Annotated in this window: 13 protein-coding genes and 1 pseudogene; 1 reads left to right on the top strand and 13 read right to left on the bottom strand. The window is 58.9% G+C overall.

All coding sequences use genetic code 11. The features are described from left to right. Positions 1–31: 31 nt before the first annotated feature. The 8 genes from HBO05_RS10845 to HBO05_RS10810 form a co-directional block, all read right to left on the bottom strand. Complete coding sequence (locus HBO05_RS10845) at positions 32–796, bottom strand: SDR family oxidoreductase (protein ID WP_169952150.1); 765 nt, start codon at positions 794–796, stop codon at positions 32–34. 803 nt (positions 797–1,599) lie between these two features. Beyond that, positions 1,600–2,316 (bottom strand): ABC transporter ATP-binding protein, encoded by a 717-nt coding sequence (locus HBO05_RS10840; RefSeq protein ID WP_029300502.1) that lies wholly within the window; start codon positions 2,314–2,316, stop codon positions 1,600–1,602. After that, complete coding sequence (locus HBO05_RS10835) at positions 2,313–3,188, bottom strand: ATP-binding cassette domain-containing protein (protein WP_029300504.1); 876 nt, start codon at positions 3,186–3,188, stop codon at positions 2,313–2,315. The genes HBO05_RS10840 and HBO05_RS10835 overlap by 4 nt, the downstream gene beginning before the upstream one ends. Further along, positions 3,185–4,462 (bottom strand): high-affinity branched-chain amino acid ABC transporter permease LivM, encoded by a 1,278-nt coding sequence (gene livM / locus HBO05_RS10830; RefSeq protein WP_169952152.1) that lies wholly within the window; start codon positions 4,460–4,462, stop codon positions 3,185–3,187. Before livM ends, HBO05_RS10835 begins: the two co-directional genes overlap by 4 nt. A 2-nt stretch (positions 4,463–4,464) precedes the next feature. After that, positions 4,465–5,379 carry a branched-chain amino acid ABC transporter permease gene (locus HBO05_RS10825; RefSeq protein WP_029300506.1) on the bottom strand — a complete coding sequence of 305 codons (915 nt, stop codon included), beginning with the start codon at positions 5,377–5,379 and terminating at the stop codon, positions 4,465–4,467. A gap of 222 nt (positions 5,380–5,601) precedes the next feature. Beyond that, a complete protein-coding gene (locus HBO05_RS10820) occupies positions 5,602–6,738 on the bottom strand; it encodes a branched-chain amino acid ABC transporter substrate-binding protein (protein ID WP_104911477.1) in 1,137 nt (378 codons plus the stop codon). A 389-nt stretch (positions 6,739–7,127) separates the two neighbouring features. Beyond that, positions 7,128–8,411 (bottom strand): FAD-binding oxidoreductase, encoded by a 1,284-nt coding sequence (locus HBO05_RS10815; RefSeq protein ID WP_170042481.1) that lies wholly within the window; start codon positions 8,409–8,411, stop codon positions 7,128–7,130. A gap of 152 nt (positions 8,412–8,563) precedes the next feature. Beyond that, the gene (locus tag HBO05_RS10810) at positions 8,564–10,054 is read right to left on the bottom strand and encodes an aldehyde dehydrogenase family protein (RefSeq protein WP_172312600.1); all 1,491 of its coding nucleotides are present in this window, start codon (positions 10,052–10,054) and stop codon (positions 8,564–8,566) included. 150 nt (positions 10,055–10,204) lie between these two features. Between HBO05_RS10810 and HBO05_RS10805 the strand changes: the two genes are divergently transcribed. Then, entirely contained in the window at positions 10,205–11,092 is an 888-nt protein-coding gene (locus tag HBO05_RS10805; protein ID WP_169952161.1) for a LysR substrate-binding domain-containing protein, read from the top strand. A gap of 65 nt (positions 11,093–11,157) precedes the next feature. On the opposite strand, the pseudogene HBO05_RS10800 reads toward HBO05_RS10805, so the two are convergent. The 5 genes and pseudogenes from HBO05_RS10800 to HBO05_RS10780 form a co-directional block, all read right to left on the bottom strand. After that, a pseudogene (locus HBO05_RS10800) lies at positions 11,158–11,511 on the bottom strand (type VI secretion IcmF C-terminal domain-containing protein); the annotation flags it as partial. A 168-nt stretch (positions 11,512–11,679) separates the two neighbouring features. Beyond that, entirely contained in the window at positions 11,680–11,925 is a 246-nt protein-coding gene (locus HBO05_RS10795) for a PAAR domain-containing protein (protein WP_346343156.1), read from the bottom strand. Positions 11,926–12,111: 186 nt separating this feature from the next. Then, positions 12,112–12,372, bottom strand: coding sequence for a hypothetical protein (locus tag HBO05_RS10790; protein ID WP_172312598.1), 261 nt, complete (start codon positions 12,370–12,372; stop codon positions 12,112–12,114). Between the two features lie 258 nt (positions 12,373–12,630). Then, positions 12,631–13,026 (bottom strand): hypothetical protein, encoded by a 396-nt coding sequence (locus HBO05_RS10785; protein WP_169952167.1) that lies wholly within the window; start codon positions 13,024–13,026, stop codon positions 12,631–12,633. 236 nt (positions 13,027–13,262) lie between these two features. After that, a complete protein-coding gene (locus tag HBO05_RS10780) occupies positions 13,263–13,718 on the bottom strand; it encodes a hypothetical protein (RefSeq protein WP_172312596.1) in 456 nt (151 codons plus the stop codon). Positions 13,719–13,972 lie beyond the last annotated feature (254 nt).

Genomic DNA, 13,972 nt, shown 5'->3' with positions numbered 1-13,972 from the left:
GCTCGCGAAACAGGCGACGCGGTCTCAAGCCTTACTTGGCCCCACGCTCAATCGCAAACCCAGCCCAGGTCTGGCTTACCGGCATCAGCTCCAGGCGGTTGATGTTCACGTGCGCCGGGGTGTTCATCACCCAGAAGATGGTGTCGGCAATGTCCTGCGGCTGGATCGGCTCGGCGCCGGCGTAGGTGGCGTCGTAACGCGCCTGGTCACCGCCAAAGCGCACCAGGGAGAACTCGCTCTCGCACAGGCCCGGCTCGATGTTGGTCACGCGCACGCCGGTGCCTTGCAGGTCACAGCGCAGGTTCAGGGAGAACTGTTTGACGAACGCCTTGGAGCCGCCATACACGTGGCTGCCCGGGTATGGGTAGTTGCCGGCGATGGAGCCCAGGTTGACGATCCCGGCGCCACGGCCATGGGCGATCAGGCGCGGCAGCAACAGGCTGGTGGTGGTCAGCAGGCCCTTGATATTGGTGTCGACCATGGTCTCCCAATCGTCGAGGCTGCACTTGGGCGCCGGGTCGGTGCCCACGGCCAGGCCCGCGTTGTTGATCAGCCCGCGCAGCTTGCTGAACGACGCCGGCAGGTTGGCAATCGCCTCTTCCATGCCCTTGCGGTCACGCACGTCCACTACCAGGCCATGCACCTCGGTTTGCTTGGAAAGCTCTTCGACCAGGGCATTCAAGCGCTCGGCACGTCGACCGGTGAGCACCAGTTTCCAGCCAGCCTCGGCAAAGCGACGGGCACAGGCTTCGCCGAAACCTGAGGTTGCGCCAGTAATAAACAGCGTGTCGGACATGGTGTTCTCCTTGCGGGCATCGAGAAAAAATCAGCCAGCAGAATGCCCTTACGCCGCCGTCGCGGCAACCGCTATGCACACAACTTGAAGCACATCTGGTCAATTTTTAACCACCACAGGCAAAGCCTTATAAAACGTGGCGCGCAGCCATGTGCGCGCAGGTTATCCACAGCTGCGCCCACAGTCTTTGGGGGCAAGTGCAAAACCCTCCAGGCCGCTGTGTACAAGGCTTTCAGGGCGATTCAAAAAGTTTTTTGCTTGACCTTGGGCGGCCCATATGTAGGCCCATGGGGGAGGACGCGCCAGGAGGCATGGCTCCAGGCCAGTAAATCCGGCCCCTGCACACGTCTTTCCAGAGTTTAACCACAGACTTATCCACAGGCTTGCAGGTCATGTTCCGGTCATATACCTGTGTCTATGAACAGGTTGACAAAACCTGCGGCACCTCCCGAAAAAGCCCCTGATCAAAAAACAGCCACCGCGCTATAAGCCCCGTAGATAAAGGCGTACAGCCAGCTACTCCCATGTTACCCACAGCCGGTTCCACAGTGGATGGGGACAAGTCATTTGTGTGACAAAACAGGGATTTGCGGCGGCTATATGTCGCGCTTTGGGAGGTGTGTGGATTTGTTTTCCACAATTTGCCGGAAGGCCTGCGGACTACCGAAAAATGTAGGCGCCCGCTTTATGTGGAAGCCGGGCTTGCCCGCGATGGCAGCACCTCGGTGTACCTGAAATACCGAGGTGTCTGCATCGCAGGCAAGCCAGCTCCCACACAAGCCGGCGCCTAGGGTGATGGCGGGTTAGTGCCCGCCGAGGTAGGCGTTGCGCACTTCCTCGTTCACCAGTAGCTCCTTGCCACTGCCGGTCAAACGGATTTCGCCGTTGACCATCACATACGCCCGGTCAGACAGGCGCAGCGCGTGGTTGGCGTTCTGCTCCACCAGGAAGATGGTCATCCCGGTGGCCGCCAGTTCGCGCAAGGTGGCAAAGATCTGCTTCACCACAATCGGTGCCAGGCCCAGGCTCGGCTCATCGAGCAGCAACAGCTTGGGCCGGCTCATCAACGCCCGGGCAATGGCGAGCATTTGCTGCTCGCCACCGGACATGGTCATGGCCCGCTGGTTACGCCGCTCCTTGAGCCGTGGAAACAGCTCGAACATGCGCTGCATATCCTCGCTGGCGTGCTTGTCGCCAATGGGGATGGTGCCCATCAGCAGGTTTTCCTCGACGGTCATGTCGGGGAACACCCGCCGCCCTTCCGGGGACTGGGCGATGCCGTTGGAGGCGATGTAGTGGGACGACTTGTGGGTAATGTCCACGCCCTGGTAGAGGATCTGCCCGGATTCGGCACGCGGCTGGCCGAAGATCGACATCAGCAGCGTGGACTTGCCCGCGCCGTTGGAGCCGATCAGGCTCACGGTTTCGCCCTCGTCGATGTGCAGCGAGACTTTCTTCAGGGCCTGGATCGGGCCATAGAACACGTCCAGGTCCTTCATTTCGAGGATAGGCGTCGTCATACCAGCTCCTCCTCATCGGCGCCCAGGTAGGCCGCGATCACTTTCGGGTCGTTACGGATCGCTTCCGGCCCGCCCTCGGCAATGACGTTGCCGTGGTCCAGCACCACGATGTGGTCGGAAATACTCATCACCATGCCCATGTCGTGCTCGATCAGTACCACTGTGAGGTCGTGTTCGTCGCGCAGCAGGCGAATCATCGCACTAAGGGCTTCGGTTTCCTGGGGGTTGAGGCCCGCTGCCGGTTCGTCCAGGCAGATGATCTGCGGCCGGGTGCACATCGCACGGGCGATTTCCAGGCGGCGCTGCTGGCCGTAGGACAGCTCGCCAGCCAGGCGGTTGGCGCAGTCCACCAAATCCACCACTTCCAGCCAGTAAAAGGCGTGGTCCAGTGCGTCGCTTTCTGCCTTGCGGTAGCCCTTGGTGTTGAGAATGCCCGCCAGCATGTTGCGGTTGACCCACATGTGCTGGGCCACCAGCAGGTTTTCCACCACCGACATTTCCTTGAACAGGCGAATGTTCTGGAAGGTACGGGCCAGGCCTGCGCGGTTCACCAGGTGGGTGCCGCCGAACATCTTGTAGTACACCCGACTGAAAAAGCTCTTGGGCGACACGAAGTCGGTAGGCTTGAAGCGCTCGCCGAGCAACTGGATCACGTTGGTCTGCTTGCCGCGGATGTTGAGTTCGATCTTGCCGCCGCTGGCCGTATAAAAGCCGGTCAGGCAGTTGAACACCGTGGTCTTGCCGGCGCCGTTGGGGCCGATCAGGGCGAAGATCGAGTTGCGTTCGACCTTGAGGCTCACATCGCTCAAGGCCTTGATGCCACCGAAGTGCATCATCAGGTGTTCCACGTTGAGGACAACTTCCTTGCTCATGGCGCTACCCCCTTGCGTGGTGTCACACCGGTACGGCTGATCCGGATCAGGCCGCGTGGCCGCCAGATCATCATCACCACCATCAACACGCCAAACAGCAACACCCGGTACTCGGAGAAGCTGCGCAGCAGTTCAGGCGCCACGGTCAGCACGAACGCGGCAATGACCACGCCCACCGTCGAGCCCATGCCACCCAGTACCACGATGGCGAGAATCAGCGCCGACTCGAAGAAGGTGAACGAAGACGGGTTGACGAAGCCCTGGTAACTGGCAAAGAACACCCCGGCCAGGCCGGCCGTCGAAGCGCCGATGGTGAAGGCCGAGAGCTTGACCAGTACGTGGTTCAGGCCCATGGAACGGCAAGCAATTTCATCCTCGCGCAAGGCTTCCCAGGCGCGGCCCACTGGCATGCGGGTCAGGCGATGCTTGATGTACAGCACCAGCAGCACCACCAGAAACAGCACGATGTAGATGAACAGGAACTTCACGTTGGGGTTGTAGGCGATGCCGAAGAACTCATGGAACGGCACCCCGCCCTCCTTGGCACGCCGGCCGAACTCCAGGCCGAGGAACGTCGGCGATGGCACCGGCATACCGTTTGGCCCGCCGGTAAACGACAGCCAGTTATTGAGCACCAGGCGGATGATTTCACCAAAACCCAGGGTCACGATGGCTAGGTAGTCACCGTGCATTCGCAACACCGGGAACCCGAGGATGCACCCCGCCAGCGCAGCAGCGATGGCCGCCAGCGGCAGCACCGTCCAGAACCCCAGCCCGAGGTATTGGTAACCCAGGGCCAGGCCGTAGGCGCCGATGGCGTAGAACGCCACGTAACCCAGGTCAAGCAGCCCGGCCAGGCCGACCACGATGTTCAGGCCCAGGCCCAGCAACACGTAGATCAGCCCGAGGATCACCACGGTCAGCAGGTATTTGTTGGCGAAAAACGGAAAGACAATGGCGATCACGATCAACGCCGGGATGATCCAGCGCAGCCGCGACTTGTAGTCCGGCGCCAGCACATGCACGCCAGAGCCCGAGCTTTCAAAACCCTGGAGAATCTTCAAGCCCTTGGGGGTTTGCAGGAACAGGCTCATGAGCAGGCGCCCGGCCATGACGATGGCCACCAGCAAGCCGACGCGGGCCGGTTCCAGGTTGAAGCTGTAGCCGTCCAGGACCACGCCGACGATGGGGCCGAATACGATCAGGGAAATCAGCCCGGCGAGGACCGCATCGACCACACTTTTCTTGATATCGATAGATTTGGCAGCAGACATGTTTACACCTTCGCCACGAGCGGGCGACCAAGCAGGCCCTGGGGACGGAAAATCAGAATCACCACCAGCAGGGAGAAACTGAACACGTCTTTGTAGTCAGAGTTGATCAACCCCGAGAACAGCGACTCGGAAATCCCCAGGATAATCCCGCCCAGCATCGCCCCAGGCAGGGAGCCGATGCCGCCGAGTACCGCTGCGGTAAATGCCTTGATGCCGATGATAAAGCCGGCATAGAAGTCGAACGTGCCGTAGTTCAGGGTGATCAGCACACCGGCCAGGGCCGCCATGGCGGCACCGATGACAAACACGTAGGAGATCACGCGGTCGGTGTTGATCCCCAGGATCGAGGCCATCTTGCGGTCTTGCTGGGTCGCGCGGCACATGCGGCCGAGCTTGGTGTACTTGATGATGTAGGTCAGCAGCGCCATGCCGGCAAAGGCCGCGACCAGGATGAAGACCTTGGTGTAGGTCAACTGTACGAACCCGGTGCCGATATCGACGCGCCAGGCGCCGGCCAGCAGGGTGGGAATGCCTTGTTGCTTGGCGCCCTGGGCGATCTGCGCGTAGTTCTGCAGGATCAGCGAGATCCCGATGGCGCTGATCAGCGGGGCCAGGCGAGTGGAGTTGCGCAACGGTTTGTAGGCGACACGCTCGATGACCCAACCATAGACGCCGGTGACGACGACGGTGAATATCAGGGTGCCGAGAATGAGCAGCGGGAAGGATTCGAGGCCGAAATAAGCCAGCAGTGCCAGACTGATCGCCGCGAGGTAAGCGGAAATCATATAAACCTCGCCATGGGCGAAGTTGATCATGCCAATGATACCATAGACCATTGTGTAGCCGATGGCGATCAGGCCATAGACCGACCCGAGGGTCAGGCCGTTGACCAGTTGCTGCAGGAAAATACCATCCATAACGCAATCTCACGCGGTGAGAACCTGCACACCCTTGGGCGTGCGGCCCTTCTGGAGGAAAAAACAGATCTGGTGCCGGACGCAATGGCCCGGGCAACCGCGATCCAGTGTGGGAGCTGGCTTGCCGGCGATAGCGGTCTCACATTCAACACAGGTGCTGGCTGTCAGTCCGTCATCGCGGGCAAGCCCGGCTCCCACAAGGGGTCGGTGGTGGCTGGTTGATTACTTCTGCTTTTCCAACTGGTGGTACTTGCCGTCCTTGTCCCACTGGTACACCACGTAGTCGGAGACCTTCAGGTCACCCTTGGTATCCCATTCCTTCTTGCCCATCACGGTTTGCACCGGGTTGGCCTTGAGCCACTTGGCCGCGTCTTCGCCCTTGTTGGACTTGGCGCCGTTGAAGCCGGCCGCCAGGGCCTGGATCGAGGCGTAGGCGTACAGGGTGTAGCCTTCAGGCTCGGTGCCATTTTTGCGGAACTCTTCCACCACGGCCTTGCTGTCTGGCAGCAGGCGCGGGTCGGCGCCGAAGGTCATGTAGACGCCATCGACGTATTGCGCACCACCGGCGGTCGCCACCAGTTCGTCGGTCACCACACCATCGTCAGACATGAACTTGACGTCTTTGAGCCCCGCTTCACGGATCTGGCGCACCAGTGGGCCGGCTTCCGGGTGCAGGCCGCCGAAGTACACGACATCGGCGCCCAGCGAACGGATCTTGGTCACCAGGGCGCTGAAGTCTTTCTCGCCACGGGTCAGGCCTTCTTCGAGCACCGGCTTGACGCCGCGCTTGGTCAGTTGGGCTGCGGTGGCATCGGCCAGGCCTTTGCCGTAGGTGTCCTTGTCGTTGATGACCGCGACTTTCTTGCCCTTGAGCACGTCGACGATGTAGTCGCCGGCCACGATGCCCTGCTGGTCATCCCGCCCGCACATGCGGAACATGGCGCCCAGGCCACGCTCGGTCACTTGGGGGTTGGTGGAGCCTGGAGTGATTGCGATGATGCCCGCTTCGTCGTACACCTCGGAGGCTGGAATGGTGTTCGACGAGCAGAAGTGCCCGACCACGCCGATCACTTTGTCCTGGTCGGCCAGGCGGTTGGCCACGGCTACGGCCTGCTTGGGTTCGCACGCGTCGTCACCGGCCACCAGCTTGATCTGCTCGCCGTTGATCCCGCCCGCCTTGTTGATCACATCGGCCGCCGCCTGGGCACCTTTCATGTACTGCTCACCGAAGGCAGCGTTGGCACCGGTCATCGGCCCCGCCACGCCAATCTTCACATCAGCTTGAACAAACGTAGAAACGCCCAGCGCGGCAGCTACCGCGAGGGCCAGGAAACCTTTCTTGTAAAACGTCTGGGACATGAGTGGTGCTCCGAGTTTTTTGTTGAATGGGCACTGCAATTTCACTTCAAACTTTCACTTGAAACCTTCACTGGAAAGCTGAGAGCAAGCGGCGTGCCATTGCGTTTTTATATTTCAAAAAGACACGGTGTCATTGTTATTACAGGCGTTTCGGTGCCTTTTTGGCGGGACGTGCAACCCTCTGGAACGCAGAGGTGCAACCACTGGCCCGAAAGAGTGAAACCTGCCCATTGGACTGATGTCAGCCAGCCATCAAGCGCCCCTTCGAGCATCTGTAACCATGCGCGTAACGGAAGTGCACATTTACAGTGCGTCACTGCTACGACTCGCACCAATACAGATTAGTAGCCGGCTAAGAAAATGCCGGCTTTTGAAGGGTATTTCGCTGATCAGATGACAATTCGCAGGCATTGGCCCGCGTGGTACAGCGAGAATCCGGCCTCGTACAGGCAACTGCGCAGGCCCACGCCGGCCAGCGGCTGCATCGGCGCAAACGGAATCGGCAGGGCCTTGGGGTCCTGGTGGCACAAGTAATCGGCAAATGCCTTGCCCACCACGCTGCCAGTGGTCACCCCACGCCCGTTGTAACCAGTGACTGCCACCAAACCGGGCGCCGGCTCGAAAAGACGCATCAGATGGTCTGGGGTGAAAGCGATGCAGCCGGTCCAGGTGTATTCCCAGTCCACTGCCTTGAGAAATGGGAAATAGTGCTGCTGCACGCGGTCGGCCCAGGCCTTGAGAAACCAGGTGGGTTTCTGGTTGCCATTGCCCAGGCTGCCCAGCAACAACCGCCCATCGGCATCGCGGCGGATGCTGCTCAGTACCTGGCGGGTATCCCAGGAACCCTGGCCGCCCGGCAGGATTTGCTGCGCAGCACCACCGCTCAGGGGCACCGAGGCCACCTGATAGTAATAACCGGGGAAAAAATTGCGCCGCAACTCGGTCCACTCGCCTTCGGTGTAGGCATTGGAGGCGATCACCACTTGTGCAGCCTGCACCGCGCCCTGGGCCGTTTGCACAGACCAGGATTGGCCCTGGCGCTCCAGTTGGGTCACCGGTGAATGATCGAACAACTGCCCACCCAGGCCCACTGCGGCATTGGCCAGGCCACTGGTGTAGGCCATCGGGTTCAAGGTGCCGGCACGCCGGTCGAGCAAGGCGGCGGCGATCTTTTGGGTGCCGGTGGCCTGCTCGCACGCAGCACCGGTCAGCAGCTCCACGGGCGCGCCACGGCGCTTCCATTGTTGCTCGCGGCTGCGCAGGTCGGCTTCGCCACGGGCGTTGTGCGCCATGTGCAACGTGCCCTCGCGGCGCAGTTGGCAATCTATCCTGTACTTGTCGATCAGGCTGAACACCAGGGACGGCGCTGCGCCAAGCATCCGGTTGAGCTGGCTGCCCACCGCCGTGCCGAAACCAGCCTCGATCTCATCCGGAGGGATCCACATCCCGGCGTTGACCAGCCCCACGTTGCGCCCAGAACCGCCATGGCCGGTGCGATGGGCCTCCAGCACGCAGACACTTTTACCTTGCTCCAGCAGGTGGATGGCCGCCGACAAACCGGTGATACCGGCGCCGATCACACACACATCCACCTTGACCTCGCCCTTGAGGGCGATGCGATCCGGCCGGCCAGGGGTCAGTTGTTCCCACAAACACGCTTCGCGTAATGGCATTGCCAGACTCCGGGATCTAACAAACAACTCTTATTCTGAATTGCGAACCCAATCGAATGTGGGAGCTGGCTTGCCAGCGATGACGATGGTGAATTCAATACCGCTATCGCCGGCAACCCAGCTCCCACATTGACCGCATTTCGGCTGGAGGCTCAGTCGAAGGTAATGCCCTGGGCCAACGGCAGCTCCAGCGAATAGTTCACGGTGTTGGTCTGCCGGCGCATGTATCCGCGCCAGGCATCCGAACCCGATTCACGCCCGCCACCGGTTTCTTTCTCGCCGCCAAACGCGCCACCGATCTCCGCGCCACTCGGCCCGATATTGACGTTGGCGATCCCGCAATCACTGCCCACCGCCGACATGAACTGCTCGGCCTCGCGCACATCGGTCGTAAAGATGCACGACGACAGGCCCTGCGGCACAGCGTTGTTCAAACGCAGCGCCTCGGTGAAGTCCTTGTAGCTCACTACATAGAGAATCGGCGCGAAAGTTTCGCTGCACACCACATCGCTCTGCTCAGGCATTTCGACGATGGCCGGCGCCACGTAGTAAGCGTTGGGGAACTGGTCCTGCAACTGACGCTTGCCGCCAAACACCTTGCCGCCTTCGCTCAGGGCCTGCTCCAGGGCGTCCTGCATGTTTTCAAAGCTGTGCTTGTCGATCAGCGGGCCGACCAGATTGCCTTCCAGAGGATGGCCGATGCGCACCTTGGAATACGCGGCCTTGAGGCGCGTGACGATTTCATCCTTGACCGACTCGTGGGCGATCAGCCGGCGCAGGCTGGTGCAGCGCTGGCCTGCGGTACCGACCGCGCTGAACAGGATGGCGCGCACGGCCATGTCCAGGTCGGCGCTGGGGCCGAGGATCATCGCGTTATTGCCGCCCAACTCCAGAATGCTGCGGGCAAACCGCGCGGCAACCTTGGGCGCCACTTCGCGGCCCATGCGCGTGCTGCCAGTAGCGCTGATCAGCGCCACGCGCGGGTCGTCCACCAGGGCGGCGCCGGCATCGCGCCCGCCAATGACCACCTGGCTGAGGTACTGTGGTGCATCGCTGAAGTTTTTCGCCACCCGCTCGAACAAGGCCTGGCAGGCCAGTGCGGTGAGCGGGGTCTTTTCCGAGGGTTTCCAGATCACCGCGTTGCCGCACACCAGCGCCAGCGCGGTATTCCACGCCCACACTGCGACCGGGAAGTTGAAGGCGCTGATCACGCCCACCACGCCCAGCGGGTGCCAGGTTTCACGCATATGGTGGCCAGGGCGCTCGGAGGCGATGGTCAGGCCATACAACTGGCGCGACAGGCCCACGGCGAAGTCGCAGATATCGATCATTTCCTGCACTTCCCCCAGGCCTTCCTGGGTGATCTTGCCGGCTTCCCACGACACCAACTCGCCCAGGTCGGCCTTGTACTCACGCAAAAGGTCGCCGAACTGGCGCACCAGTTCACCGCGACGGGGCGCCGGCACCTTGCGCCAGGCGTCGAATGCATGCTCGGCACGACTGACCTGCTGCTCGACCTCGGCGGCGCCTTCCCAGTGCACACTGGCAATGCGGCTGCCATCGATAGGGGAATGCACGGGCTGTTTCCCCGCCTGGTACAACGCCGGGTCTACCCCCAGACGATCAAGCAATGCGGCAACCATGGGTCACTCCTTCAATCCATCAACAAAAAATGCGCCGCAGCCCGCACGACGATCCAGGCCTTATTTGTAGCTGGCCCAGGACTTGCCAACAAACGACGATTAGGCGAGATATCATTCCGTTTATTCATGCAAAACAAAAAGAGGCATGCCGTGCTCAATAAAAGACATTTGCCCTCGATCACCGCGCTGCAATGCTTCGAGGCCGTGACCCGCCACCTGAGCTTCACCCGTGCCGCCGAGGAGCTGAACCTCACGCAGAGCGCCGTCAGCAAGCAGGTCGCGCAATTGGAAGAGTTGCTGCAGCACCTGCTGTTTCGCCGGGTGCGTCGGCGCTTGCAGATGACCCCGGCGGGCGACCTGTACCTGGTGGAAGTGCGCAAGATCCTGAGCCAGGTGGAGATGTCGACCCACTACCTGCGCTCCTACGGCGGCGAGACCGAAGTACTACGGGTGTCCACGCCCTACACCTTTGGCGCGCGCTGGCTGGTGCCACGTCTCAAGGGCTGGCGCCTACGCCACCCGCAGATCCACCTGGACCTGTGCAACGAACAGACGCCAGACGAGTTGCTGCAAGGCAAGGCCGACCTGGCCTTCTACTTCGGCGCAGGCGCAAGGCCCGGCACCGAGAGCCTCAAGCTGTTCAGCGAGGAACTGGTGCCGGTGTGCGCCCCCGAGAGCCTGCCGGCCCTGCCCTTGCGCGACCCGACGCAACTGAGCGAACTGGTGCTGCTGCAAAACGCCTCACGCCCCCAAGGCTGGCACGACTGGTTCGCCAGCCTCGGCTACCAGACCGAACACAGCTACCACGGGCCGCGCTTTGACACCTTCTATATGTGCATCCGCGCCGCCCAGGTGGGCTGTGGCGTGGCGCTCCTGCCGCGTTTTCTGGTGGAAGAAGAGCTGGCAGACGGCAAGTTGGTGATCCCCTGGCAGCACGCACTGCCCAGCCAGGATGCGTACTACCTGGCGTACCCGGAGCATTCGGCGGAGGTGCCCAAGGTGCGGGATTTTGTGAAGTGGATGATGGAGCAGAAGTGAGCAAAGTGTCTGCGGCTAGAGCGGGATAGCAAACCATCCGCAGCAAGCCCCGCTCTCCAAAACCACTACCGATCAATCTGCGCATAGGGCACCTCTACAGCGCCCTCACTCAGAAATATCTGCTGCGGCAAGGTGAAGTCACGCAATTGCAGCAAGGCCAACGGCCCTGCGCCTAGTTCCGTGCGCAGGTTCCAGGTCAGGCTTGCGCCGTCTGGGGCCTTCAGCACCATACGATAGTGGCTGTCACCATCGTCCAGATGCGTGATTTGGGCTTTTTCCAGCAGGCGGATCAGGCCCCAAGTGCCCTGGAAGTCGCCGAACAGACGCTCGCCGGTATGAATGCTGGTCCAGCTCAGGCTGGCCCCCGGGTGGTCGCTGCGGCCCGGCCAGTTGAAGCGCTGCCAGATTTCGCGCTGGTTGTTGGCGCAACGTTTGAGTGCCGAACAAAAACGTTGCCCCCACACCCAGCAGCAGCAACAGCAACAGCAACAGCAACAGCAGCGGAAATACGCCCAGCCAAAGCCAGCACCTCGGCCGCGCAGCCCGTGGCGCAAGAGCTGGGATTTGATCCAATCTGACCGGCATGGCTATCTCGCGCTCGCTTCAGGCAGTGACGAAATCAAGGCGCGACCGCAAGCGCAGCGATGCCCGTGAAACGCAACCGGAACACCCTTGTCGTGAAACGTTGGGTGCCCCTCGGCAATCTCTGTTCGACCATGACCGGGAATCGGGCAATCTACCGGGTCACCCTTGCGAGCCACACCGATACCGCGGAACTTCATAACGACAGAACCCGATTGAACCGTGCGGCCGCCGGTTGTTTTATTGCCGATACGAATTATGTTTTCATGCCTTATCCCTACTCAAAAAATATCCACTTACTTAAAAGAGAACTTATTCGGCACACTCGAGAGCAGTTCGATTCTCTTTCTCGCAGTCTATTCTCAACGCCAATTATTAAACTCATCTAAACGCCCCACCAAGACTTGCTTCTATGCACCTGCAGGATCAAAAAAACGTTACTGGCGGCCACAAAAACCAATATCTTCACACCGAATCCATTTTTCGATCACCTTCCCGCTTTCTTGTTGGTAGCGAAATTTTACGAGGGAATTATTTGAGCTCGGAAGCACAAAGATAATATCGCCACGAATCAGGTAAGCCGTAGATGTGTCGGATAACGATGGCGAGCTATATAGATAGGCTTTTTCAGAGAGAATTGACTTTACAGCCCAGTTATTGACACTTTTTGCAGAAACGAATACACCACCTGAGTTCATAGCGGCTCTCAGTCTTTCAAAGTTTTTAGTATCGCCGTCACGCTATAGTAACGACAGCATGTCAGTGTACGTTTTTTTATTTGTATCACGGGGAAGATCGCAAGCTAACAAATTATCAAATGTCGTCCCCTCTGAAAAATATGCCAAAATCCTAGGAGAGGAGACCTGGGTTAAATCCTTTCTTCCCGACTCATAATCTTTGTAGATTTTTTCGACAGTTGGTGCTTCTTTAAAAGAATAGTCGATAACACTGCTAATTTAACTGCTCCACCGCTCAGACCCACTCCACTCGCCACCACATTGTTCTCCACTCTCCACATTGACAACGCAACCATCGGACATTCGTACAAACGCACAAAGATATATTTTCTTTGGCTCCTGCTGCACGCCCACCCCCGACTCAGAAAACTGTACGACCGAGTAGGTCTTATCAGGAGACAGATTGCCAGCATCATAACGGCTGTCGTAATTAAAACTTAATCCCTCATCAAATACTCGCAGAATACCCCCTGAGTTCGTTTTGTAGACCAACGAATTAAAGTTGCCGTCAACACCATCCGAATAGACCAGGGAACCTGATCCTCCCTGGACGCTGGCAGCCCTTAACTGGGTAGAAACCAATATAAAAATAAACAGTAGAACCAAACCTCTCATCACTGCACTCCTTATAACAGCCCACTAAGGTGACTATAACGTTCCATCGGCGAGTTCATCCTGCGAGATGGTCCGTAAATCCCAATCAACTCCTCCTCGTACTGCATGCGATTTTCACCCCACGGGCGCGGATCGGAACTCGATCCCGAGTGACGATGACGCAGTGTATCAATTGCACTCTTAAGATTACGCGACACGTTACCAGGTGCGTTCACATCATGATCAAGAACCAGAGCTCACCCAAGCTTTGATTGGAAAAAGTCACTTGCGGAATTACTATAGCCGCGAGGTGACTTAGAGAGCGCCGCCCTCATGCGAGCAATAAAGTCTACCACCTGCTTTTTCTGAAACTCTTCATGAATCACAGCACTCGCAATTGAAGCCAAAGATTCTGACTTCTTAGGAAACCCAGAGTCCGTCTGACTAAACCCCCTTTTTATAAAATCGCACAGAGCACTTCCTGTTATATCTTCATACTCCGTCTCTCTGGACGAATAATAAATTCTTACACCGCCGGCTTCTTGTTTAATGGACCAGCCGCACTGAGAAAAAATCTCACTAAACAAAGCTGGGTTTTCTTCTTGAAATTCACTGATCTGCTTGGGTAACTCACCGTAGCCCTTAGGAGTTACAGTCTTCTGCATGGCTCCGGCACTAAATGTTTGCCAGTCCCAAGCTTGAACTGCATCCATTGCCCCTTCATTCGATGACATGGCAATCACGATGGCCTTTCGTCAGTTGTTGCTTTCCCCTTACCGATTAGATCGCCCCAGCCTGTAAAATTATTTAGTTTCTTAGTTCCATTAAATACAGGGCCGTAATAGGTTACATCTGGATGCCCATCCCTCTTCCTAACCCATCTATATCTTGAGAACTCAATACCCAAGCAACAACCACAAGCGCACTCATCTTTCGCCAAGAATCGCCTCACCAACCCAACCGGGTG

This window comes from Pseudomonas sp. WS 5079 (genome assembly GCF_012985465.1).
Taxonomy (GTDB): domain Bacteria; phylum Pseudomonadota; class Gammaproteobacteria; order Pseudomonadales; family Pseudomonadaceae; genus Aquipseudomonas.
This window is presented reverse-complemented; position numbering and strand designations above follow the sequence as displayed.